Source organism: Massilia putida, from assembly GCF_001941825.1.
GTDB classification, from domain to species: Bacteria; Pseudomonadota; Gammaproteobacteria; order Burkholderiales; family Burkholderiaceae_D; genus Telluria; species Telluria putida.
Window position 1 is genome coordinate 838,063 of record NZ_CP019038.1, and the last position, 24,267, is coordinate 862,329.

A 24,267-nucleotide genomic window follows, 5' to 3' on the forward strand; every position below is an offset into this window, starting at 1 on the left:
TTCGTTATAGTGCCTATTCACAGGTCGCATGACCTGCCGGTCGACTTCGGCTCTAAGCTTCCTATCTCATAATGACGAGACACCCGGCGAAGCGCCCGCACGGCGTAGTAGACGGGCCATAACACAGGAGCAGACGCCATGTCCCAGCCTCAAGTCCAGCGCGTAGAACGCGTGGATACCTTCACGTCCTCACAGCCCGCCACCGGCAAAATCGACCAGTATTTCGAGATCACGGCGCGCGGCAGCACGCAGCGCCGCGAAGTCATCGCCGGCATCACGACCTTCCTCGCGATGGTGTATTCCGTCTTCGTCGTGCCGGGCATGCTGGGCCAGGCCGGCTTCGACGTCAGCGCCGTGTTCGTCGCGGTGTGCCTCACCGCGGCCTTCGGTTCGCTGGCGATGGGCCTGTGGGCACGGCTCCCCATCGCGGTCGGCTGCGCCATTTCGCTGACCGCCTTCACCGCCTTCGGCCTCGTGCTGGGCAAAGGTCTCTCGCCCGCCATCGCACTGGGCGCCGTGTTCCTGATGGGCGTGATCTTCACGGCGATCTCCGTCACCGGCCTGCGCTCGTGGATCCTGCAAAACCTCCCCGCCGGCGTCGCGCACGGCACCGGCGTGGGCATCGGTCTGTTCCTCTTGATGATCGCGTCCAGCGAAGTGGGCTTGATCGTCAAGAATGCGTCGCCCGGCCTGCCGGTGGCGCTGGGCCAGATCACCTCGTTCCCGGTCGTGATGAGCATCCTGGGCCTGGCCGCCATCTTCGGCCTGGAACAGCGCAAGGTGCCGGGCGGTATCCTGCTGGTCGTGATCGCCGTGTCCATCCTCGGCCTGGCGTTCGATCCCAAGGTGCACTTCACCGGCGTGTTCTCGTGGCCGCAGCTGAGCGCACCGGGCCACGCATCGCTGATCGGCGCGATGGACATCAAGGGCGCGCTGAGCATGGCCGTGCTGCCGAGCGTCCTGGCCCTCGTCATGACCGCCGTGTTCGACGCCACCGGCACCATCCGCGCCGTCGCCGGCCAGGCGGGCCAGGTCGACGCGAAGGGTTACATCCACAACGGCGGCAAGGCCCTGACGGCCGACTCGCTGAGCTCCATCTTTTCCAGCCTCGTGGGCGGCGCGCCTGCCGCGGCCTACATCGAATCCGGCGTCGGCACCGCCGCCGGCGCCCGGACCGGCCTGACCGCGGTCGTCGTCGGCCTGCTGTTCCTCGTCCTGATCTTCTTCTCGCCGCTGGCCGGCCTGGTGCCGTCGTATGCCACCGCACCGGCGCTGATGTACGTCGGCCTGCTGATGCTGAGCAGCGTGGCGCACATGAAGATGGACGACAAGCTGGATGCGCTGGCCGGCCTGGTGTGCGCCGTGTTCATCCTGCTGAGCTGCAATATCGTCACCGGCATCATGCTGGGCTTCTGCACCCTTGTGATCGGCCGCCTGCTGGCCGGTGAATGGCGCAAGCTGAACTTCGGCACCGTCAGCATCGCCGTCGCGCTGGCCGTGTTCTACGCCGGCGGCTGGGCAATCTGACCCGGCCTAGAACATCCCGTCCCGGTTCGCCATCGGGACGGGCGCCGCCTGGGCGATGTCCCACATCTCGGCGATACGTCCCTCCTCGAAGCGCAGGATGTGGACGATCGCCAGCTCCATACCTCCCTCTTCCATCACGGCACGCGAATGCACGGCCACCAGCGGGCCCTCGGCGATCGCGCGCTGCACCTCGAACACCATGTGCGGGAAGCGTCCCGCATTCTCCTTCATCGCCGCCCGCAACGTGTCCGCATCGGCACCGACATGCGGATTGTGGTGCCGGAAACCCGGCGCCGTGTAGCGCGCGAACGCCTCGTCGACTTGTCCGCGCGCGGTCAACCGCAGGAAGTCGGTTGCCGTTTCTTTCAGTGTGATCGTGTCGCTCATGCCGGTCTCCTTGTCGTGATCGATCCGGCATGATGCCGGCCCAACCGTATCGTACGCCGCATCTTTACGAAATTGTGTAATCTAAGTGACAACTACTTACAGGAGAACATCATGAAAGCCACCACCATTTCGAGCATCATGCTTGCCGTCGCCGTCCTCGTCACCGGTTGCCACAAGGCCCAGGACAAGAACGGCATGGGTCCGGCCCAGTCGGCCGGCAAGACCATCGACGACGCCGGCGCCAAGGCCGCCGCCGAGTCGAAGGAAGCCGCCGCCAACGCCAATGCCGCCGCCCAGCAGGCCGGCGCGAACGCGAAGGAAGCGGCCCACGAGGCCAACGAAAACGCCAAGGTCGCGGTCGACAAGGCCAACGACAAGATGCACCAGGCCGGCGCCGAAGTCCGCCAGGACACGCACGAAGCCGCCCAGAACGTGAAGGAAGGCGCGAAGGATGCGACGGCCGCCACGGGCCGCGGCCTGGAACGTGCCGGCGAGAAAATGCAGAACGCGGCCGGCAAGTAAGGCACATCACCGGATGCGCGCGGCGGAGTGACACCGGAGACGGTATACTCCGGCGATGCGCATCCAGCTCTTTTCCGACCTTCACCTCGAACGCGACCCCGGGTTCCAGCCGACGATCTTCGCCGACACGGACGTCGTCGTCCTTGCCGGCGACATCGGCTCATACCAGGCCCGTTCGCGCCTGGCCACGGACGACTTCGGGCTCGCCCGTTTCGCACCGGGCCACACGGGCGCCGCCGCGCGCGTGCTGTACGTGCCCGGCAACCATGAATTCGATGGCCTCGACTTCGCCGAGACGCAGGCGCGCCTGCGCGCGACGTGCGCCGCGCTGGACATCACGTGGCTCGACCGCGCAACCGTCACCATCGGCGACGTGCGCTTCATCGGCACCACGTTATGGGCCGATTTCGATGCGCTCGCGTCCAGCGAAACCGACATCGCGCGCCAGCTCAAGCAGCGCGAAAAAGCCTTCCGCGCCGCGAACTACTACCTGAGCGGCAACACGACGCTCGTGGACGGGGTGCCGCTGCTGGCCGAGGGCCAGCGCGAGCTGTCGTTCGCATGCCAGGCGTGGCTGCGGGACGCGCTGGCCACGCCGTTCGAAGGCACCACCATCGCCGTCACCCACTACGCCCCGAGCCTGCGCAGCGCCGACCCGCGCTACGGCATCACGCCCGGCACGGCGGGCTTCTGCAACGCCATGGACGACCTGCTGCCGTTCGCCGACATCTGGATGCACGGGCACCTGCATTGCGCCAACGACTACGTGGTCGAAGGCGCGGGCTGGCGCTGCCGCGTCGTGGCGAATCCGCTCGGATATGCGAGCAAGGGGGAGCAGGCGGCGTTCCGGGAAGATCTCGTGATCGAGGTCTGAGGCCACGACCGCGGGAATGACGCTGGCTTTCGTGCGCCGTCATGTCGGCACGGCGGCTACCCCTATTCCCGCACACCCTGGTACATCAAGGCACTGTCGTTCATCCCGAACTTGAATCTGCGGTTCATCGCGATGATCTCGGCGCCCGCCAGCAGCGTGGGCCCGTAGCCGTGCGCCGCCTTCACGCTCGTCGGACGATAGGCGTAGAACGCGGGATCGAAGGCCATGCCCGTGCCCACGCAGATGCCTTCGATCTGCCCGTTCGGCAGCACCTTGCTCGCGACCGCATTCCACGCCAGGTTCGCCATCGGCCCGTAGGCCTGCGCATCGACATAGCCCCGGTTGACGGCGCGCGCGATGGCGTAGGCGTAGATCGCCGTCGCCGACGTTTCCTGGTACGTGTCGTCGCGGTCGATGAGCTGGTGCCAGAAGCCATCGTTCGTCTGGTAGCTGGCAAGCCCCTTGATATGGGCACGCAGCTGTTGCAGCACGGCCTTGTAATCCTTGTGATCCTTCGGCAGCACTTCCAGCACCTCGACCATGGACATCACGGCCCAGCCGTTGGCACGCGCCCAGTGCATCTCGGGATGATCGCGCAAGCCTTCCACATAGCCGTGCATATAGATGCCCAGGCGCGGATTGAACATGCGCTTCGAGAACTGCAGCACCTGGCGCGCCGCGTCGTCGTAGTGCTTGCGGTCGCCCGTCGCCTTGCCCAGCCAGGCGATGGTCGGCACGCCCATGAACATATCGTCCAGCCACAGCGTATCCGGCAACGGACGCATCTTCACGCCGCCTTGACCGTCCGGGCCGCCCCGCGCGAGCGTGCCGTCCTTCAGCCGGTATTCCTTGTTCGTGACGAAGTCGCCGCAGATGTCGATCATCTGCGTGTAGTCCACCGGCGAGCCGGCCAGCTTCGCCTCGATGAAGCTCTGGCACAACGCACCGGCGTCGTCCAGCGCGTGCGGGTTCAGGAAACTCTTGATCGGGGCCGCCGCGTGTTCGCGGTCGGCCTGCACCAGCGGCAGATACGTCTTCGTCAGCCCGGCAAGCAACCGGTGCCGCCGGATCGTGTAATCCGTGAAGCGCCGGTCGCCCGTGGCGGCGCCCGCGGCCAGCATCCCGGTGTACGTCACGCCCCATTCATAACTCGTCAGGCGGAAGTCGCCCGGCTTCAGGACCGCATTCGGATCCGGTGTCGACAAGTCCGTGATGGGCGCGCCCGTCCGCTGGTCGATCACCTCCGCGGGCGTGGCCTTGTCCAGGTAATCGAACACGCGGTCCAGCACGGCCTTGACCTCGGCCGCGTCCATCGCGTAATAAGGCGTCGGGTAGTGGACTTCCAGCGCGTGCAGCATCGCATCGGCCGCGACCGTTCCCTTTCCCTGCGGGGCCGGCGCCTGCTGCGCGTGCGCGTCCAGCGCGAAGGCTGCGGCCAGGGCCAGCGCGCACCGCGACATCGATCGTTTCATCAACCTGTCTCTTGTCATTCGAGTCTTCGTATCGTGAGATCGTCCACCGTCTGGCGCGACCAGGTCGTGCGCAACCCCAGGTGGCCGCGCGTGAGCGGATGCGGATCGCGGTAGGTGAACCATGTGTCGCCGTCCACGCGCACGCGCGTGCAGCCGTCGTAGACCGCGATCTCGATCCGGTAATCGCGGTTCGGCGCCAGCAGGTGCGCGGCGTCGGTGTATTCGCCGACGAGCGCCCGCCGGCCGTCGCCATAGCGGCGCAGGCGCGTCGTCGTGTTGCGGTTGCCGCCGATGCCCACGTAGTACATCGACAGATCGTCGTAGTCCCCGAACTTGCCGCTGCGCGTGAACAGGTTCTCGCGTTCGGGATCGTGCGCCATCCAGAACACGTTCAGGTCGGACAGCCGGTCGTGCTGGGAGCCGGCGACGACGACGCGGCGCGTGAAGCTGATCAGGATGTTCCCGGACAGCGGCTTGTCCAGCCACATGGTGGCGCCGCCGGCGACGTCCATCAGCAGCCGGCCGCCGCGGTTTCCCACCACGTTGCCGGGCTTGCGCGCATACCCGGCGACCCAGCCGGTGAGCGGTCCGCTGAAATCGTCCCGGACCAGCACCGCGCCCGGCCTGCCCCACTCCGTGCACGCCGCGGGTTCGGCTGCCCCGGCCGGCGCGGCGGCGGCGGACTGTGCGGCCAGCGCCGCCAGCACGGCAAACGCGAGCCTCATTGCGCCGCCACCGTCCTGTCGGCAAAGTAGGCGCCGAGCGGATTGCCCGGCAGCGCTTTCAACCCCGCCACGACGCGCTCCGCGTTGAACTCGGCCCCGAGCGCATTCGTGTGCGTGCGCGCATCCGCGAACATGGTGTCGACCCGCTCCGCGCCGATCCGCTTGTAGCCGTCGGCCACGAGCACCGTCAAGTCCATGAACAGCGCGCCGTTCGCGTCGGCGACCTGGCGGTCCCAGTCGGCGAACGTCGCGAAATCGCGGCCTTCCTGCCAGCGGTCGCGGTGCGGCACCGGCGCCACGAGGACGACGGTCGCGCCCTTCGCCTTCGCATCCACGACGTAGCGCGCCATATACCAGCCGAAGCTGTGCACCTGCTCCTTCGTGCCGTCGGGACGCGTGTCGTCGACCGTCTCCGGCCCGATGCCCGGCCTTGATGCGCGGTTCTTCATCGCCGGGTCGCCGATGCGGCCGCCGTCGTTGTGGCCGAACTGGATCAGCACGACGTCGCCGCGCTTCAACTGGTCGCGCACCTTGTCCCAGCGGCCTTCCGTGAAGTACGTGCGGCTGCTGCGGCCGCCGATGGCGGCGTTCACCACATTGATCTTGCGGGCGTCGAAGTAGGGCGCGATGCGCTCGCCCCAGCCGATGGCGCCGTTCACGCCGCCGCTGTTCACCGTCGAATCGCCGACGAGGTACAGGGTCGGCAGGCCCGCATTGCGCGGCGTCTCGTCGCGGAGCGTAGCGGCGTCGACGACGGGACGCGCATCGTCACGCGCAGGCGGCTGCGGGTTCTCCGGCGCCTGCGGTTTCAGCCACGCGGCGATGCGCGGATCGCCCAGCGCCTTGAGCCCGTCGACGACGACCTGCGCGTTCAGTACGGCGCCGGCCCAGTTGGTGTGCGTGTGCTCGTCCGGCGTCGTGTGCGGGAACAGCTGCACGACCGCCGCCATGCCCAGCGCGTCGTAGCGGCGCGCGACGCCCTCGTTCAGGTCGATGAAGCCGACGCCTTCCGCTCGCGCGACCGCCGCGGCCCAGCCGCCATACGTGTCGCGGTCGCGCTTCGCGTGGCCTTGCGCGTCCCACTGCTTGTGCGGGATCGGTGAGCAGATGACGGGGGTGGCGCCCTTTGCGCGGATGTCGGCCACGTAGTTGCGCAGATACCAGCCGTAGCTGTGCACCACCTCGTGCTTGTGCGTGAGGAGGTTGTTGATCTCCTCCGTCTCGTCCCCCACGCCGCGGATCGTCCCGCGCGCCCGGCTCGTGTCGTTGAAGGCGCCCGCGTCGTTATGGCCGAACTGCATGACGACGATATCGCCCCGCTTGACGAAGGCGAGCGTCCGTTCCCAGTGTCCGCTCGTGATGTAGGTGCGGCTGGACAGCCCGCCGACGGCGCGGTTCACGACGTTCACCCGCGCCGGATCGAACCACGCGGTGAGCGGATTCCCCCATCCCCACTGGCCCGCCGCGCCCTTCCCCTGGCCGTCGTCGCGGCCGTTGCGGACCGTCGAATCGCCGATCAGGATCAAGGAAGGCAGCTGCGGATTCGCGGGTTCCGGCAGCGTGACCTGCGCACGCGCCGGGTCGGTATTGACGGCGGACGGCAGTGTCTGGGCGTGGGCATGGGCGACGGCCAGGAGGATAAGCGCGACGGCGGCGCGCATCAGGCGGGAAAGCGGCGGCATGGCGGTGTTCCGGTCTCGTTGTTCTGTTCCGCGTCGATTCTATGCGAGCCGCGTCGCCCCTCGAGACCCATCCTGTTAAAGAATCAGGAAAATGATCGGTTGACGACCGCCGCCGCTGCAACAATGGCTGGATTCGCACGACAAGGAGAGCACCCGATGCGTCCACCCGCCGCAGCTTCGACGCCGTTACAAACGCTCGACGCGCAGGTTGCGCAACTCGTACGGCGTGCCCTCGAGCTGGAAGCCGATGCGGCCCGTGGCCGGCTGCGCGATCGTGACGCCGTTCTGTTTGACGCCGTTGATCGTCACGTCGATGCAGCCGCCGCGCACCAGCACGTCCATGCTGTTCCACTCGCCCGGCGCGCGCTCGCTGTCGGCCGCCGTGCGCGCCTTGATCGGCGGATAGGCGCCGGGGGCGGTCGTCAGCGGCTCGTTGAACGTGGCGCCCGCCATCGGCAGCAGGTCGCCGGCCGAGCCGTGCTTCGTCTGCACCTGGATGCTGAGCGGCCACACGCCGTCCTTGGGACCGGACGCCACGTGCAGCAGCACGCCGCCGTTGCCCGGCTTGCCGGGCCAGCGCCATTCCACATGCAGACGATAATCCGTGTACGTGTCGCGCGTCGCGATGAACCCGGACGGCTTGCCCGCCACCGCGATGACGCCGTCGGGACGCGCCTGCCAGACGCCGTCCAGCTCGGCGTACGGCGTCGTCACGATATCCAGCGCGCCCAGCGCCGAACCGGCCGGCGCCTGCGGCGCCGACGCGCATCCCCCCAGGCTCGCGCACAACAGCGCGCCGCCCAACCACCCAAGCTTTACCATGTCAGGACCTCATGATGAATCGTTCGAATGAAAACAGGAGACTTTGCATGAAACTCGTCGCCGGCGCCCTGCTCGCCGGTTCCGCCGGTTCGATATCCGCCGCGCCTCAGCTCCCCGCCGCCGCCGTGATCCCGCTGTGGCCCGAGGGCGTGCCCGATGCGAAACCGGGACTCGGCCCCGAGCACGTCGACGACGGCCGCACGTCCAACGTCAGCGAACCGACATTGACCGTGTACGGCCCCGCCGTCGACCGCCCGAACGGCACGGCCGTCATCGTCTGCCCGGGCGGCGGCTACGTGCGGCTGTCCACGCAGCGCGAGGGCGAACAGTACGCGGCGTGGCTCGGCACGCTCGGCATCACGAGCTTCGTCCTCAAATACCGCATGCAGGAATTCGGCCACCCGGCCCCGCTGCGCGACGTGCTGCGCGCCGTGCGCATCGTCCGTTCGCAAGCGGCACGGTACCACATCCGCCCGGACCGCATCGGCGTGATGGGCAGCTCGGCCGGCGGCCACGTGGCAGCGAGCGCCGGCACCCTGTTCGACCATCCGCTGGGCCGCACCGGCGCGGAGCTCGACAAGGTGAGCGCCCGTCCCGACTTCCTCATGCTGATGTACCCCGTCATCACGATGGAGGCCCCGGCCGCGCACGCGGGCTCGCGCAAGGCGCTGCTGGGTGCGAACCCGGCGGCGGCGGACGTCCAGCTGATGTCGCTCGAGAAGCAGGCGACGTCCGCCACGCCGCCCACGCTGCTGATCCACACGCAGGAAGACCAGACGGTGCCCGTCGAGAACAGCATCCTGTTCTACCAGGCGCTCACGCGGGCGAAGGTGCCGGCCGAGATGTATTTGTTCGAGCACGGGTCGCACGGCATGGGGATGCGGGCCGGCCTCGGGACGGCATCCGATTGGCCGAAACGGGCGGAGGAATGGTTGAAGGCGCGGGGGTTGCTCGACCCTGCAACATAGAACACCATTCCCGAGGAAGCGGGAATCCATGCGTCGCGTGCTCATCGCTTCAGTATGGATTCCCGCCCTCGCGGGAAGTCATGTCCGGCAGTGCCGCAAATGACGGCTCTAAGGTTCACTCGAGATAAAACACCCGCTTCAACGCCCTCTCCCTCGGCCGGTTCCCCGGCTCCACCTCCATCAGCGGCGCCATGTGATCCCACCAGCGCCGCATGACCGGATGGTCCGGCAGCGCGGCGACCGTGTGGCCGGGCCGCAGCTTCAGCACCGCGAACAACTGCAGCGTATCCTCGTCAAGGAAAATCGAATAATCGTGGATGCCGGAGTCACGCAGCAGGTCGGCCAGCTCCGGCCAGATGGCGTCATGGCGGCGCTTGTATTCGTCGACATGGCCCGCCTTGAGCTGCATGATGAACGCACGCGTGGTCGCTGCGCTCATCGCACGCCGCCCTGCGCCATGCGCTTGAGTTCCGCCGCGGCCAGCATGAACCCGCCGACGCCGTAGTCGTAGCTGGATGTGGGCCGGTAGAACGCCGGCTCGGCGCCCGTCTGCTGGATGTTGCCGACGCGGCCGTCCGCATACACGTTCTTCAGGATCCCGGCCCACGCCTTCGCGATCACGGGCCGGTATGTCGCGCCGTCGAGCAGGCCGTGGTTCACGCCGTAGGCCATGCCGTACACGAACAGCGCGGAGCCCGAGATCTCCGGCAGCGGGTACGCCTTCGGGTCGAGCAGGCCTGCGTGCCACAGGCCGTCCGCCCCCTGCAGCGACGCGATTCTCTCCGACATCTCGCGCAGCTGCTGCACGTAGAAGCCGCGCTGCGGATCGTCCGCCGGCACATAGTCCAGCACGCGCGCAAGACCCCCCATCACCCAGCCTTCGCCGCGCGACCAGAAGATCTTCTTGCCGTTCGCCTCGCGCTTGTCCTTGTAGCTCGCGTCGCGCGCGTACAGGTGCTCGTCCTTGTCGTACAGGAGGTCGGTCGTGCGCTTCCAGTTCAGGTGCATGTAGTCGAGGTATTTACGCTCGCCCGTCGCCTTGAACATCTTCGCCCACACGGGCGGCGCCATGAACAGGGCGTCGCACCACCACCACGGGATGCGCGGATCGCCCGGTTTCAGCGTCGCCAGCGGCAGCAGGTCTTCCATTTCCGCCTTCGTCAGGCGCAGCATGCCGGGGTTCTTCTCCTGGAAGTACAGGTCGAGATAGGTCTGGGCGATGGAGAGGTCGTCCGCGTTCGGCAGGCGGTCGCGTTCCTGGAAATCGAAGTGGCGCGCCATCGCGAGCATCGCGTCGCGATATCTCGCATCGCCGGTCGCCTCGGAGGCGGCCATGAATCCCGTGTACATCACGCTCTCCGTCCAGATGCGCGAGAAATACGGTTGCGAGCGTGCCAGCTGCCAGTCGGCCACCTTGCGCAACGCCTTGTCGATGGCGGCCGGCGTCAGCTCGGGCGACAGGTCCGTCGCGAGGGGGCCCGCATCGATGGGCGCGTCGCCGAAATGGCGGGCGATGTCCTTGTCGATGACGGCTTGCATCGCCGGCGTCGGTTGCGGATGGTTGGACGCGGTCTGCGCGAAGGCGGGCAGCGCCAGCGCGATGGCCGCGGCCAGCAGGGAAAGTCGTCGGTTCATATCGTTCTTGTCCTGTTCCGTGTTGATCATCGGGCGCCCTCGCCCAACAGCTTGACGGGTCCCAGCAGGCCTGCCGGCTGCGGCGCGATCAGCGCCGTGTCCTGCAGGACGAAGCGCTGGCCGTAGCGGGCGGACAGCAGGCGGTAGTCCGGCAACGCGTGTCCCGCGAGCGCGTTCAGCGCGAGATTGCCGACACGGACCTCGATGCGGTTGCGGCCCGGCTGCAGGAATCCCGTGACGTCCACGGCATACGGCGGGTGCCAGACGGCGCCCGCGTAGCGGCCGTTCACATACACCTGCGCCGCTTCGCGCACGGGACTGTCGAACATCGCGCGCATCCCGGCGGGGACGGCGGGCGTCGTCGCGAGCGGCCTGCCCGGGCCGAAATCGAGCACGAGGCGAGGCGACGCGAGTTGCGCGGCCGTGAACTCGACGTCCTTGTCGTACGTGGCGACGCCCGAGAAATAGCGGGTCGCGTCGAAGTCGGTCCAGGAACGCAGCGCGTCGAGACGCAGCGCCTGCGGCCGGCCGGGAAAGCGCAGCGTCCAGTCCCGGCCCAAGTCCGCGATCTCCATCGTGGCCGCGGCGGGCGCCGGCGCGGCCGGCAACGCATCGGCCAGCACGAGCACGCGCGATTCGTACGGCGCCAAGTCCAGCCGGGCCGGCAGCGTGGCCGCCGTCATGCGGCCGCTGTCCGGCGCGATCCACACGGCCGCGCGCCGCACCGATGCGAAGGTGGCCTCGGCATGCACCGCGCGGTTGCTCGTATTCGCGATGAAATAGATATCGGCATCGCGCAGCCTGCGGCGCACGAACCCGACGTCGGACACCTGTACAGCCACATTCGTCGACAGCTTCATGTCCGGCGCCAGCACCGCCTGCAGCGCGGCGCCGACCGCGTCGTCGTCCGCCACGACGCGTACGTTCGCCTGCGCGAACAGCGCCTTCGCTTTCGCCGCGACGGTCGCGGACACGCGCGCCGCATCCTGAAACCCTGGCGCCAGCGACGGCGCACCACCCACCGCCACGATCTTCCCGCCGCCGCGCACGTAGTCCGCGAGCTTGTCGATCACCTCGGGCGCCAGCCGCGTCACGTGCGGCATCACGAGCACGGGATACTTGACCCCCAGCGCGAGGATCGCCTCGGCGTCGATGTAGTCGAGGTTCTGGCCCGCGTCCAGGATCTGGCCGGTGAGCGCCGGCGTCACATATCGATGCATCTCGGCCGACAGCGACACCTTGCCCGGCACGAGCGCCGCGTACACGTCGTCGTTCGGCAGCAGCACGGCGACCTGGTTCGCGGGTTCGCCCTGGCGCATCAGCCAGCTCAACCGCGTGAGGTAGGCCGTCACGTCGGGCATCACGTTCCACCACGGGTTGTGGTCGTTGAACACGGCGGCCGCGTAGAACGCGTACCCCGGTTCGAGCGTGCCCGGCGGCGTGTACGGCCAGCCGTGGCCGACGAACTGGTTGACGCCTTCGAGCAGCATGCGGTCCGCTTCCGCCTTCATGTCCAGCGGCGTCGCGGCGAACGCGGGCGAGTGCAGCCACGTCCACGTCTCGGCCGAGATCACGGGACGGCCATACAAATGCCCCGCCGACGTTGCAAGACGCGTGAACGAGAATTCGCGGAATTGCGGCCCCTCGCCTTCCGGCAGCGCGACGAGGCGGTTGCTGGACAGCGACACGGCCGGCTCGCCATAGGTCTGCGAACGGAATCGCGTGCCGTGCTTCCTGGCCCAGTCGTCGATCGGCACGAGATAGCGCTCGTTCACGAGCTCCGTCTGCGTCAGCGCCCAGTCGTGCCGCACGGCCGCCGCATCCGGTCCCTGCCCCGTGAATATGGCCGGCAGGTGCGGCACGATGTCGTACCCGCGCCGCTTCCTGAATTCGGCGGCGAAATCACTCGTCCAATCCGTGTTGTAGACCTCGAGGCTGTCCGAGAACACGGCATACGGCGGGGCGTCGCCGAACGCCTTCATCAGCGGTTCGGCGACGGTGGCCAGGTGATGGTCGACGGCCTTGCGGCTCAGGTGGTCGAGCACGAACCCTTCCGCCCCCAGCGCCGCGCGCTTGACCTGCTGGCCCGTGCGGCTGGCGATGTAGGCGACGACCTTGCGCGGATCGCTTGCCGGCGCGATGCGCGCGCGGCCGTCGGCGCCCTCCTGCGCCTGCAGCGGCTTCAATGCGGCGGGGTCCACGCTCGCGCCGACGAAGGTCGCGATCAGTGTCTCGCCGCTCATCACGGCCGGCAGCGCGAAGCTGGACGCGCCGGCCGGCACGTCGACGACGGCCTGGCGCAGGCGCGACGCGGCCTCGTCGACCGTGACGTGCGGTCCGCCGTACGGCCAGCCGCTGGCCAGGGTCATGTCGACACGTAAGCCGTTGGCGCGGCCCGTGCGGTTGGCGAAGCTGACGGCGTCGAGGAATTCGGGCGACAGATACGGCACGTTATGGATACCGCGCGCGGCATCGTCCAGCTCCATCGGATACACGGGCTGGATCTCGAAGCCGCCGATCCCGCCGGCCTTCATCGCGAGGATTTCGCGTTCCAGCTCGGGTTTCTGGACGGCGGGGCCGAACCACCACCAGCGCATCATCGGACGCGCGTCCGGCGGTGGCTCCGATAGGCGTGCGGCGACGTCGGCGAACGTGGCCGACGGGCCGGCGGCATGCGCGGCGCAGGCGCACGACAGCACGGCGGCCAATACAGGCTTGCGCGGGGAGCGCTTGCTCATGCGGGGACTCCTGGCGAGTGAACGGTGACCACCGTCATTCCCGCGGAAGCGGAAATGACGGCCTTGAGCGTGTACCGGTACTGCTCAGACAATCCCGCTGCCGCTCGCCCCGGCCTTGGCCGGCCGGGCGCTGGCAACACGATCACGATACCCGCTCGCCCGATAGCACGCCACCGGATCCGCCGCGCCGCCCGCACGCACGCGCGCCATCGCGAGGATGGGCGACACGTCCGTCCGGAACGCCGCCTTGAGCGCCTGGGCCGACTGCAGCGCGTCGTTCGCTTCCTGCAGCGCCGCCAGCTGCGCGCGGTTGACGAGCGCCGCCTGTACGTACGCGCGCTGCACTTCGACCGCGCTGTTCATCAGGCTCTCGATCGGATCGGTCACGTTGTGCGACTGGTCCAGCATGTACGCCGGCGCGAACGACGGGCCCTCGCGCAGCGCCGCGTCGGCCAGTTCGTTGAAGACCAGGAACAGCTGGAACGGATTGATCGAACCGGAATCCAGGTCGTCGTCGCCGTATTTGCTGTCGTTGAAGTGGAAGCCGCCCAGCTTGCCGAACTGCGCGAGGCGAGCGACGATCATCTCGATGTTCGTGTTCGGCGCATGGTGGCCCAGGTCGACGAGGCATTTCGCCTTCGGGCCAAGTTCGGTGGCGCACGCGAAGCTGGTGCCCCAGTCGGCGATGGTGGTCGCGTAGAACGCCGGCTCGAACAGCTTGTGTTCGATGAAGACGCTCCAGTCGTCCGGCAGCGCGGCGTAGATGCTGCGCATGCTCTCCAGGTAGCGCTCCAGCGCGCCGCGCAGATTGTGCTGGCCGGGGAAGTTGGCGCCGTCGCCGACCCACACCGTCAGCGCCTTCGACCCGAGCTCGCGGCCCAGTTCGATGCAATCGATGTTGTGCGCGACGGCCTGCGCGCGCGTCGCCGCGCTATTGGCCGTCAGGCTGCCGTATTTATACGTGTGTTCCTGGCCCTGCTGGTCCTGGAAGGTGTTCGAGTTGACGGCATCGAACGCGAGGCCCAGCGCATCGGCGTGCTGGCGCAGCTCCTTCGCATCGGTGGGCCGGTCCCACGGGAAGTGCGGCGACACGGCCGGCGTCGCGCGCGTGAGCTGGTTGATCACGCCGCAGTCGTCGAGCTTTTCGAACACGTTGCGCGGCTCGCCGCGGCCCGGGAAGCGCGCGAAGCGGGTGCCGCCCGTGCCCACGCCCCAGCTGGGCACGGCCACGGCGAAGCGCTGCGCGAGCGCCGTCAAGTCTTCGATATCGCGGCCGCGGCGCGCCAGCATGCCGCCTAACGCGTCATAGTCGGCCTGCAGCTGGGATGCGGTCTTGGCGTTGTGGTCGGCCACAAATCCGGCATCGATAAGGGTCGTCATTCCTGTCTCCTGGTCGTCGGCGGCACCGCACGGCGGGGCCGCTCATATTCTGGGTTTGAATTATCGCGTGAAAGCGGCCGCGTTGCCCGCATCGACGTTCAGCACGTTGCCCGTGCTCTTGCCGGATTTTTCGCTGGCGAAGAAGTACACGGCTTCCGCGATATCTTCCGGGAACACGCTCTTCTTCAGCATGCTGCGCTTGCGGTAGAACTCCTCGACGTCGTCGGCGTCGATCTTGTTCGATGCGGCGCGCTCTTCCTTCCACTTGCCGTCCCAGATGCGCGAGCCGCGGATGACGGCGTCCGGGTTGACGACGTTGACGCGGATGCCGTGCTCCGCGCCTTCCAGCGCGATGCAGCGGGCCAGGTGGATCTCGGCCGCCTTCGCCGTGCAATAGGCCGACGCGCCGCTTGAGGCCACGAGGCCGTTCTTGCTGCCGACGAAGATCATGCTGCCGCCCAGCTTTTGCCGCTTCATGATCTGGAACGCGTCGCGCGAGACGAGGAAGTAGCCGGTGACGAGGATGTCCTGGTTGCGCTTCCAGACCTCCAGCGACGTTTCGTCCAGCGGCGCGGCCGACGCGATACCCGCGTTGGACACGAGCAGGTCCACGCCGCCGAAGCGCAACGCGGTGGCGGACAGGATGCCCCCCACGTCGTCCTCGATCGTGATGTTCGCCTGCACGGCCGCCACGTTGTCCTTGCCCGCGGCCTTGACGAGATTCTGCCTGGCGCCTTCCAGCGCTTCGGCATCGATATCGGTCAGCATCACGCACGCGCCTTCCTGCAGCAGCTGGCGCGCCACGGCCTGGCCGATGCCGCCGGCGCCGCCCGTGACGACGGCGATGCGGCCCGCGAGGCTTTTCGGCTTCGGCATGCGCTGCAGCTTCGCTTCTTCCAGCAGCCAGTATTCGATGTCGAACGCTTCCTGTTCCGGCAGGCCGACGTATTCGTCGACGCCGTTCGCGCCGCGCATCACGTTGATCGCGTTGACGTAGAACTCGCCGGCGATGCGCGCCGTCGCCTTGTCCTTCGCGAACGACAGCATGCCCACGCCCGGGATCAGGTAGATGATCGGGTTGGCATCGCGGATCGCCGGCGACGTGTCGCGCTTGCAGCGCTCGTAATACGCGGTGTAGTCGGCGCGGTAATCGCTCAGGGCCTGATCGAGACCGCTCACCAACTGATCGAACGCGCGATCGGCATCGGGGGCGGCGGAGTCGAAATCGAGCACCAGCGGGCGGATCTTCGTGCGCAGGAAGTGGTCCGGGCACGAGGTGCCCAGCGCGGCCAACGGCGCGAGGTCGGCGCTGCACACGAATTCCAGCACGGCGTCGGAATCGTCGAAGTGACCGAGCTTGTATTCCTGCTGGCTGATCTTCCCGCGCAGCAGCGGCATCAGGCGGGCGGCGAGGGCCGCGCGCGCATCCGCCGGCAGCGGATCGGCGACCCGGCCGCCGAACACGGGCTGCCTGACGTTCGCGGCCAGCCATTCCTCGGCGCGCTTGATCATCGCCAGCGTCGTCTCGTAGCACGACCTGGCCGTGTCGCCCCAGGTGAACAGGCCGTGGCCTTCCAGGATGATGCCCTTCAGCTGCGGCTGTTCCTGCGACAGCTTTTCCAGTTTCAGACCGAGGTCGTAGCCGGGACGCTGCCACGGCAGCCACCCCAGCTCGCCCTCGAAGATTTTCTCGGTCAGCGCGCGGCTGTTCTTGCACGCGGCGATCGCGATGACCGCATCCGGGTGCATGTGGTCGACGTGTTTACGGGCGATATAGGCATGCAGCGGCGTGTCGATCGACGCGGCGCGCGGGTTCAGGTTGAACGTGCAGTGCGGCAGGTAGCCGACCATCTCGTCCTCGTGTTCCAGGCCGCGGTAGCGGGCTTTCAGGGCCTGCAGCTTGTCCATGTACAGCGTCGAGAAGCCATCCAGCTTGATGGAACCCAGGTCGCCGCCCGAGCCCTTCACCCACAGCACCTCGACCTGTTCGCCGCTGAGCGGATCCGTCATCGCGACCTTGGCCGACGTGTTGCCACCGCCGAAGTTCGTGATGCGCAGGTCGGAACCGAGCAGATTGGAACGGTACAGCAGCAGTTCCGGCTCGCTCAGCGTGGCGGCGTGCTGGTCGTCCCAGCGCGACGTGATCGGTTCCTTGTGCTTCGTGTCGCTCGTTGCGCCCATTCAAAAATCTCCATGTATATGCGTTGTCTGTCGTCGCTCGACGGCGATCCCGTCTTCTTCACCCGCCCCGTAACGACGTACGGTCGCGGCATCCGGGCACAGTAGAATTCAGCGGGCCAAGCAGTGTCAACGCGGAATCGATCAACATCGTGAGCAAGAACGATTTAATCATCCGGTTGATCGAAACGCGCGTTTCGCGCCGTTCCGGCGGCCAAATAATCAATTGTTTGATCATTTAACGATTGACGGCCTTTCGACTCCTCATTACTCTTTTTCCCAGACAACGCGACCTCTGCGTCGACGCTGTCCCGCCGAATCACAAAAACAGACCGGACATCGCAACACCCTCGCAACGGGTCGTTCGACGTCCGGGACGGCAACAGGAGGAGACAATGGTGAATCACAAACGCCGCAAGCGTTTGCTGAAACTGCTCGCCGAGCACCAGACGGCGACGGTCCAGCAGCTCGTCGAATGGCTCAATGCGTCCCCGGCGACGGTCCGGCGCGACATCAGCTGGCTCGCAGCCCGCAACCTGCTCACCCGCACCCGCGGCGGCGCGGAGAACCTGCTGCCCAAGAAGCGCCAGTTCCCGCTGTCGAGCGAAACGTTCCAGAACAATATCCAGTGTTACGCGGCGCGCAAGCGGGCCATCGCGCGGCACGCGGCCGGCATGTGCACGGACGGCGAAACGATCATCATCAACGGCGGCACGACGACGTTCATGATGGCCGAATTCCTGGCCGATAAGCACCTCAAGATCCTGACCAATTCCTTCCTGATGGCCGAGCGCCTGCTCGTCTCCAGCGAGAACGAGATCATCGTCCCCGGCGGGAAGGTCTACCGCGAGCAGAACGTGATCCTCTCGCCGTTCGACAACGACATCACCCAGCACCACTACGCCGGCAAGATGTTCATGAGCGTCTACGGCCTGTCGCTGCTCGGCCTGATGGAAGCGGACCCGCTGCTGATCCAGGCCGAGAAGCGCCTGATCAGCCAGGCCGAGGAACTGATCGTCCTGGCCGACAGTTCCAAGTTCGCGCGCAAGGCGGGCCTGATCCTGTGCGGCCTCGATCGCGTCTCCACCGTCATCACGGACACGGGCGCCTCCGACAAGGCCGTGCAGACGCTCGAGCAATACGGCGTCAAGGTCGTCACCGTCGAACCGGACGAAGTGGCACCGAACGTCGGTGCGCCTTTTTTTAATCCGCAGTTCGACCTGCAGTCCGCCGCGCTGTTCCACCTGGACGCGCAGCTCGATCCGCGGCTGGATTCGCAACTGGAGGCAGCGCATTGAAAGCCAAACACCTGTTACTCGCGCTGGCGGCCGTCGGCATCGTGGCCGGCACGGCCGGCTGCGGGCAGAAGAAGCCTGAAAAGACGCGCATCGCGATGGTCGTGAAAAACCTCGGCAACGGCTTCTTCGACGCGGCCCACACGGGCGCCGACGAAGCCGCGAAGCAGCTCGGCGACGTCGAAGTGATCTATACGGGTCCGACGACGCCCAGCGCCGAAGGCCAGATCGAGATCATCAACTCGCTGATCAGCCAGAAGGTGGACGCCATCGTCATCTCCGCCAACGATCCGAACGCGCTGGTGCCGATCGCGAAGAAGGCCATGCAGCGCGGGATCAAGGTCGTCTCGTTCGACAGTGGCATCGCGCCCGAGGGCCGCCAGATGCAGCTCAATCCGTCGAACGCGGAACTGATCGGCGAAAAGCAGATCCAGATGGCGGCCGACGAGATCGGGGGCGCGGGCGAGGTCGCGATCCTGTCCGCGTCGGCACAGGCCACGAACCAGAACATCTGGATCGGCGTGATGAAGAAGGTGCTGGCCAAGCCGGAATATTCGAAGATCAAGCTGGTCGCCACCGTGTACGGCGACGACCAGTCGGACAAAAGCTACCGCGAGGCGATCGGCCTGCTGCGCAGCCATCCGGACCTCAAGGCGATCATCGCCCCGACGACGGTGGGCATCGTCGCCGCCAGCAAGGCCGTCTCCGACGAGCACCTGGTCGGCAAGGTCCACGTGACGGGCCTCGGCCTGCCGTCCGAAATGGCCGGCCACGTGAAGAGCGGCGCCGTGAAGGAATTCGCGATCTGGAACCCGATCGACCTGGGCTACGCGGCCACGTACGCGGCCGACCAGTTCGTGAAGGGCAAGGCCGAGGCGAAGCCGGGCGCCAGCGTGTCCGTGGGGCGCCTGGGGAACGTGACGCTCGATGCGAATCGCGAAGCGGCGCTCGGGCCGCCGTTCACGTACGACGCCGGGAACGTGGACAAGTTCGCGAAGTTGTTCTAAGCCGTTACCTTTCGACGTCGTTCCCGCGAAAAGGGAGGTCCATACTGAGCGGCCAGAGTCGACTCAGCATGGATTCCCGCATGCGCGGGAATGACGGTGCTTATGCTAACTAGTCAGCAAGACCCTATGCCAGCCACTCAACACCAACGCCCGCAAGCGCACGCCACCCCGGTCCTGCAACTGACCGGCATCAGCAAACGCTTCAACGGCATCCATGCCCTGAACGACGTGAACATCACGATCCGTGCCGGCGAATGCATGGCCCTGATCGGCGAGAACGGCGCCGGCAAGTCCACGCTCGTGAAGACCCTGACCGGCATCTACCGCCCGGATGCCGGCATCATGGCGCTGGACGGCCGTCCCGTCACGTTCGCGAGCCCGCAGGAAGCGATGGCCGCCGGGATCACGGCCGTGCACCAGGAGACCGTGATGTTCGACGAACTGTCGGTGGCCGAAAACATCTACGTCGGCCGCCAGCCCGTGCGTGCGGGCCGCATCGACTGGGCGCGGATCGAGCGCGAGGCGGAAGCCCTGTTCGCGCGCCTGGAAGTCGCGCTGCCCGTCAAGGCGCGCGTGAAAGACCTGTCGGTGGCCCAGCGCCACTTCGTCGAGATCGCCCGCGCCCTCGCCCAGGATGCCCGCGTCGTCATCATGGACGAACCGACGGCCGCGCTGTCGCAGCGCGAGATCCGCGAACTGTACCGCATCATCGGACAGCTGAAGGCCACCGGCACGGCCGTCATCTTCATCTCGCACAAATTCGACGAGATCTTCGAAGTGGCCGACCGCTACACGGTGCTGCGCGACGGCCAGTTCGTCGCAAAAGGCCGCCTGGCCGACATCACCGAGCAGGAACTGGTCGCGCTGATGGTCGGCCGCGCCGTGCACCAGGCCTATCCGAAACCGGATGCCGAGATCGGCGAGCCGCTGCTCGTCGTGCAAAACCTGTCGCACCCCACCGAGTTCGACGACGTCAGTTTCACCTTGCGCCGCGGCGAGATCCTCGGCTTCTACGGCCTGGTCGGCGCCGGCCGCTCGGAAGTGATGCAGGCCCTGTTCGGCCTGACGTCCCAGCTGAGCGGCTGCGTCACGCTCGACGGCAAGCCGGTGATGGCGCGCTCGCCCGGCGAAGCGATCGGCCTCGGCATCGCCTACGTGCCGGAAGACCGCCAGCACCACGGCGCGCACCTCACGATGCCGATCCAACAGAACATCACACTGCCCATCCTGTCGCGCTTCGGCTTCTTCCTGCGCGGCCGGCGCAGCCAGGAGACCGCCATCGCCCGCCATTTCGCGGAACAGCTCGAACTGAAGGCGAGCCACCTCACGCAGCACGTGGCCGAGCTCTCGGGCGGCAACCAGCAGAAGGTCGTCCTCGGCAAATGGCTCGCCACGGATCCGAAAGTGATCATCCTCGACGAACCGACGAAGGGCATCGACATCGGCTCGAAGGCGGCCGTGCACCGCTTCATCGGCCAGCTCGTGGCGCGCGGCCTGTCCGTGATCCTCGTCTCGTCCGAGCTGCCGGAAGTGCTGGGGATGGCGGACCGCATCGTCGTCATGCACCACGGCCGCGTGCAGCGCGAATTCCTGCGCGAGGAAGCGACGCCGGAATCGGTGGTCGCCGCCGCATCCGGCCTCGCGCTCGATACCGTCACCGCGACGGAGGCCGCATGACTCTGTTCAAACAACGCGAACCGCTGCTGGCCGCGATGGTCGTCCTGCTGATCATGGCGGTCGGGCTCAAGGAACCCGCGTTCCTGTCCGCCGGCTCGCTGGCCAACGTCGTCACGGACAGTACCCTGCTCGTGATGCTGGCGCTGACGCAAATGCTCGTCATCGTGACGCGCGGCGTCGATCTGTCCGTCGCGTCGAACCTGGCGCTGTCGGGCATGGTCGCCGCGATGCTCGGCGCCAACGTGCCCGGCCTGCCGCTGCCGCTGATCGTGCTGACGGCCGTCGCCGTCGGCCTGCTGCTTGGCCTCGTCAACGGCTGGCTGATCGGGTACCTTGAACTGCCGCCCATCGTCGTCACCCTGGGCACGATGAGCGTCTACCGCGGCGCCGTGTTCGTGCTGTCGGGCGGCGCGTGGGTGTCCGCACACCAGATGCCCGCGCCCTTCATCGCCTTCCCGCTCGAGCGCCTTCTGGGCCTGCCGCACCTCGTGTGGATCGCGGCCGCCACGCTGGCGCTCATGGCCTGGGTGGCGCGCGACACGCGCTTCGGACGCGACCTGTACGCCATCGGCAACGCCCCGCAATGCGCGGGCTATATCGGCATCGCCAGCCACAAGCGCCTGCTGTGGACGTACGCGCTGTCGGGCGCCGTCGCCGGCCTGTGCGGCTACCTGTGGGTCGCGCGCTATGCCGTCGCCTATACCGAGATCGCCTACGGCTTCGAGTTCACCGTGATCGCCGCGTGCGTGATCGGCGGCGTGTCCATCGGCGGCGGCGTGGGCACGGTGCTCGGTGCCGCCTTGGGCGCCCTCTTCCTCACCGTGATCGGCAATGCGCTGCCCGTGCTGCAGGTGTCGCCGTTCTGGCAAAGCGCCCTCACCGGCCTCGTGATCCTCGTCGCCGTCCTGATCAACGCCCGCGGCACCGGCCGCCGCAGCCGCCAGATCCTGCCGCTGCACGGCCTCGACGCCAAACCTCACCGGAGCGCCGCGTGAACCCCACCACCGCAATGCAAACAGAATCCAAGACGTCGCCGTCGCGCTACACGATCCTCGACCGCGAAACCCCGCGCCTGAAGACCCTGCTCGGGCGCTGGGAAAGCCTGCTGGCGATGCTGTTCATCGTCGTCTTCGCGGCCAACAGCATCGCGCTGCCGCACTTCCTCGACCTCTACAACCTGCTGGACGGCACCCAGAACTTCAGCGAGAAAGCGCTGATCGCGCTGCCGATGGCGCTCTTGATCATCTGCCGCGAGATCGACATCTCCGTCGCCGGCGCGCTCGCGCTGTCGTCCGTCGCGATGGGTGCCGCGATGGGCGCGGGCTTCCCGGCCGAAAGCCTGCCCCTCGTCGCGCTGGCGACAGGCACCGCCTGCGGCTTCCTGAACGGCGTGCTCGTCACGCGCTTCGCGCTGCCGTCGATCGTCGTCACCATCGGCACCGTCTCGCTGTACCGCGGCCTGGCCAGCGTCGTCCTCGGCGACAACGCGTTCACGGGCTATCCGCAACTGATGGCCGACTGGGGCCAGGGCTACTTCTTCGGCATCGTGCCGCGCGAATTCGTCGTGTTGCTCGTGTGCGCCGCGCTGTTCGCCGTCCTGCTGCACACCACGAGCTGGGGCCGCCGCATCTACGCCATCGGCAACAACCCGGAAGCGGCGCGCTTTTCCGGCATCGCCGTCGACCGCTACCGCCTCGCCCTGTTCATGCTGACCGGCGCGATGGCCGGCCTGGCCGCCTTCCTGCTGACGGGCCGCATCGGCAGCACGCGGCCCAACATCGCCACCGGCTGGGAACTGGAAGTGATCACGATGGTGATCCTGGGCGGCGTGTCCATCGCGGGCGGCGCCGGCACCATCGCCGGCGTGATGCTCGCCGTGCTCACGATGGGCACCGTCACGTACGGGCTGTCCCTCGCCAACATCCCCGGCATCTACATGACGATCGTCGTCGGCGTGCTGCTGCTCGCGACCATCGCGCTGCCGAAACTCCTGCGCATGCGGCGCGCACGATGAGCACCATGAACGACGCCCTCATCGTCCTCGACATCGGCAAGACGAACGCCAAGCTGGCGCTGATCGATGCGGCCGGCCGTGTGCTCGCCGAGCAGCGCCGCCCGAACGCCGTGCTGACCGACGGGCCTTACGCCCATCACGACACGGACGGCTTGTGGGACTGGATACGGGCGACCAGCCGCTCGTTCGCGACGCAGGCGCGCGTGTCGGCCATCGTACCGGTCACGCACGGCGCGACGGCCGCGCTGGTCGACGACGACGGCCTCGTGCTGCCCGTGCTCGACTACGAAGCGGAGCTGCCCGGCCTCGACTACGCCGCGCTGCGCCCGCCGTACGACGAGACGCTGTCCCCCGACCTGCCCGCGGGCCTGAACCTGGGCCGGCAGCTGGCGTGGCTGCAGGCCCGCTTCCCGGCCGACTTCGGGCGCGCGCGCCGCATCCTCATGTATCCGCAGTACTGGGCGTGGCGCCTGTGCGGCGCGGCCGCGTCGGAAGCGACCTCGCTGGGCTGCCATACCGACTTGTGGGATCCGCGCGCACAGACGTATTCGAGCCTCGTCGCCGGCATGGGCTGGACTTCCCTGATGCCGCCGCTGGCCCCGGCCCATGCGGCGCTGGGCACGCTGCGCCCCGAGGTCGCTGCGGCCACCGGCCTGCCGGCGGATTGCGAAGTCCTGTGCGGCATCCACGACAGCAATGCGTCGCTGCTGCGCTACCTGGGCAATGACAACGGCACGGTACTGTCGACGGGCACGTGGATGATCGCCACCGCATTCGGCGCGCCGCTTGCCGGCTTGCGCGAGGATGCCGACATGCTGGCCAACACGAACGCGCTGGGCCGGCCCGTGGCGTGCATGCGCTTCATGGGCGGGCGCGAATTCGGCGAGCTGGCCGGCGCCGCACCCGTGACGTGCGGCTTCGACGACATCGAGCGTCTCGTCGCGCGCGGCACGTTCGCGCTGCCATGCTTCGCCGCGACGGGCGGCCCGTTCGCCGACCGCGCAGGCAGCATCGAAGGTCCGCCGCCTCTCGACGCGCGCGAACGCTATGCGCTGGCCACGCTGTACTGCGTGCTGATGACGGATTACTGCCTGGATGCGCTGGACGCCACCGGCCCGCTGGCCGTCGAAGGCAGTTTTACCGCGAACCCGTGGTTCGGCCCCTTGCTGGCCGCGCTGCGGCCGGCGCAGCCGGTGTCGTATTCGATTGACGCGAGCGGCACCACCTGCGGCGGCTGGATGCTGCGCTACCGCGACGCCGCGCCGCCCGGCACCGGCACGGCAATCGCGGCGCGCGCGCCGTCGGGTCTCGGCGCGTACCGGGCCCGCTGGCGCGCCGCATTATCTTGAAGCCGATGGTAGACT

20 protein-coding genes are annotated in these 24,267 nt (G+C 67.7%); 10 read left to right on the forward strand and 10 right to left on the reverse strand.

What is annotated here, in order from left to right; genetic code table 11:
• Nucleotides 1–138 precede the first annotated feature (138 nt).
• Nucleotides 139–1,527: an NCS2 family permease gene (locus BVG12_RS06100; protein WP_083684656.1), complete on the forward strand. Its 1,389-nt coding sequence runs from the start codon at nt 139–141 to the stop codon at nt 1,525–1,527.
• Nucleotides 1,528–1,533: 6 nt separating this feature from the next.
• Here the strand turns inward: BVG12_RS06100 and BVG12_RS06105 are convergent, their stop codons facing one another.
• The gene (locus BVG12_RS06105) at nt 1,534–1,914 is read right to left on the reverse strand and encodes a nuclear transport factor 2 family protein (RefSeq protein WP_075791645.1); all 381 of its coding nucleotides are present in this window, start codon (nt 1,912–1,914) and stop codon (nt 1,534–1,536) included.
• Nucleotides 1,915–2,025: 111 nt separating this feature from the next.
• Here BVG12_RS06105 and BVG12_RS06110 point away from each other — a divergent pair, with 111 nt between their 5' ends.
• Both BVG12_RS06110 and BVG12_RS06115 read left to right on the forward strand, forming a co-directional pair.
• Nucleotides 2,026–2,436: a hypothetical protein gene (locus BVG12_RS06110; RefSeq protein ID WP_229503821.1), complete on the forward strand. Its 411-nt coding sequence runs from the start codon at nt 2,026–2,028 to the stop codon at nt 2,434–2,436.
• A 55-nt stretch (nt 2,437–2,491) separates the two neighbouring features.
• Nucleotides 2,492–3,310: a metallophosphoesterase gene (locus tag BVG12_RS06115; protein ID WP_075791646.1), complete on the forward strand. Its 819-nt coding sequence runs from the start codon at nt 2,492–2,494 to the stop codon at nt 3,308–3,310.
• 62 nt (nt 3,311–3,372) lie between these two features.
• On the opposite strand, the gene BVG12_RS06120 is transcribed toward BVG12_RS06115, so the two are convergent.
• The 4 genes from BVG12_RS06120 to BVG12_RS06135 all read right to left on the reverse strand — a co-directional run bounded on the left by BVG12_RS06120 (nt 3,373) and on the right by BVG12_RS06135 (nt 8,011).
• Nucleotides 3,373–4,782, reverse strand: a complete 1,410-nt coding sequence (locus BVG12_RS06120; protein ID WP_075791647.1) for a glycoside hydrolase family 88/105 protein — start codon at nt 4,780–4,782, stop codon at nt 3,373–3,375.
• A 14-nt stretch (nt 4,783–4,796) separates the two neighbouring features.
• Nucleotides 4,797–5,507 carry a DUF6250 domain-containing protein gene (locus BVG12_RS06125; RefSeq protein ID WP_075791648.1) on the reverse strand — a complete coding sequence of 237 codons (711 nt, stop codon included), beginning with the start codon at nt 5,505–5,507 and terminating at the stop codon, nt 4,797–4,799.
• Nucleotides 5,504–7,189 carry a rhamnogalacturonan acetylesterase gene (locus BVG12_RS06130; RefSeq protein ID WP_075791649.1) on the reverse strand — a complete coding sequence of 562 codons (1,686 nt, stop codon included), beginning with the start codon at nt 7,187–7,189 and terminating at the stop codon, nt 5,504–5,506. The genes BVG12_RS06125 and BVG12_RS06130 overlap by 4 nt, the downstream gene beginning before the upstream one ends.
• A gap of 186 nt (nt 7,190–7,375) precedes the next feature.
• Entirely contained in the window at nt 7,376–8,011 is a 636-nt protein-coding gene (locus tag BVG12_RS06135) for a 3-keto-disaccharide hydrolase (protein ID WP_083684662.1), read from the reverse strand.
• A 47-nt stretch (nt 8,012–8,058) separates the two neighbouring features.
• Here BVG12_RS06135 and BVG12_RS06140 point away from each other — a divergent pair, with 47 nt between their 5' ends.
• Nucleotides 8,059–8,979: an alpha/beta hydrolase gene (locus tag BVG12_RS06140; RefSeq protein ID WP_075791651.1), complete on the forward strand. Its 921-nt coding sequence runs from the start codon at nt 8,059–8,061 to the stop codon at nt 8,977–8,979.
• Nucleotides 8,980–9,094: 115 nt separating this feature from the next.
• Here BVG12_RS06140 and rhaM read toward each other — a convergent pair whose 3' ends face one another.
• The 5 genes from rhaM to BVG12_RS06165 form a co-directional block, all read right to left on the reverse strand.
• Nucleotides 9,095–9,418 carry an L-rhamnose mutarotase gene (rhaM, locus tag BVG12_RS06145; RefSeq protein WP_075791652.1) on the reverse strand — a complete coding sequence of 108 codons (324 nt, stop codon included), beginning with the start codon at nt 9,416–9,418 and terminating at the stop codon, nt 9,095–9,097.
• Nucleotides 9,415–10,614 (reverse strand): glycoside hydrolase family 88/105 protein, encoded by a 1,200-nt coding sequence (locus tag BVG12_RS06150; protein ID WP_075796226.1) that lies wholly within the window; start codon nt 10,612–10,614, stop codon nt 9,415–9,417. The genes rhaM and BVG12_RS06150 overlap by 4 nt, the downstream gene beginning before the upstream one ends.
• A 26-nt stretch (nt 10,615–10,640) precedes the next feature.
• Nucleotides 10,641–13,352, reverse strand: a complete 2,712-nt coding sequence (locus tag BVG12_RS06155; RefSeq protein WP_075791653.1) for a glycosyl hydrolase — start codon at nt 13,350–13,352, stop codon at nt 10,641–10,643.
• Nucleotides 13,353–13,436: 84 nt separating this feature from the next.
• On the reverse strand, nt 13,437–14,732 hold the full coding sequence (gene rhaI / locus BVG12_RS06160) for an L-rhamnose catabolism isomerase (RefSeq protein WP_075791654.1): 1,296 nt from the start codon (nt 14,730–14,732) through the stop codon (nt 13,437–13,439).
• 60 nt (nt 14,733–14,792) lie between these two features.
• Nucleotides 14,793–16,913 carry a bifunctional rhamnulose-1-phosphate aldolase/short-chain dehydrogenase gene (locus BVG12_RS06165; protein ID WP_075791655.1) on the reverse strand — a complete coding sequence of 707 codons (2,121 nt, stop codon included), beginning with the start codon at nt 16,911–16,913 and terminating at the stop codon, nt 14,793–14,795.
• A 392-nt stretch (nt 16,914–17,305) separates the two neighbouring features.
• Between BVG12_RS06165 and BVG12_RS06170 the strand changes: the two genes are divergently transcribed.
• From BVG12_RS06170 to BVG12_RS06195, 6 genes are all read left to right on the forward strand, one after another.
• A complete protein-coding gene (locus BVG12_RS06170) occupies nt 17,306–18,208 on the forward strand; it encodes a DeoR/GlpR family DNA-binding transcription regulator (protein ID WP_075791656.1) in 903 nt (300 codons plus the stop codon).
• Nucleotides 18,205–19,212, forward strand: coding sequence for a rhamnose ABC transporter substrate-binding protein (rhaS, locus tag BVG12_RS06175; protein ID WP_075791657.1), 1,008 nt, complete (start codon nt 18,205–18,207; stop codon nt 19,210–19,212). The genes BVG12_RS06170 and rhaS overlap by 4 nt, the downstream gene beginning before the upstream one ends.
• 126 nt (nt 19,213–19,338) lie before the next feature.
• Nucleotides 19,339–20,889: a sugar ABC transporter ATP-binding protein gene (locus BVG12_RS06180; protein ID WP_075791658.1), complete on the forward strand. Its 1,551-nt coding sequence runs from the start codon at nt 19,339–19,341 to the stop codon at nt 20,887–20,889.
• Nucleotides 20,886–21,884, forward strand: coding sequence for an ABC transporter permease (locus tag BVG12_RS06185; RefSeq protein ID WP_075791659.1), 999 nt, complete (start codon nt 20,886–20,888; stop codon nt 21,882–21,884). The genes BVG12_RS06180 and BVG12_RS06185 overlap by 4 nt, the downstream gene beginning before the upstream one ends.
• The gene (locus tag BVG12_RS06190) at nt 21,881–22,903 is read left to right on the forward strand and encodes an ABC transporter permease (protein WP_370662826.1); all 1,023 of its coding nucleotides are present in this window, start codon (nt 21,881–21,883) and stop codon (nt 22,901–22,903) included. Before BVG12_RS06185 ends, BVG12_RS06190 begins: the two co-directional genes overlap by 4 nt.
• The gene (locus BVG12_RS06195) at nt 22,900–24,252 is read left to right on the forward strand and encodes an FGGY-family carbohydrate kinase (protein WP_075791661.1); all 1,353 of its coding nucleotides are present in this window, start codon (nt 22,900–22,902) and stop codon (nt 24,250–24,252) included. Before BVG12_RS06190 ends, BVG12_RS06195 begins: the two co-directional genes overlap by 4 nt.
• Nucleotides 24,253–24,267 lie beyond the last annotated feature (15 nt).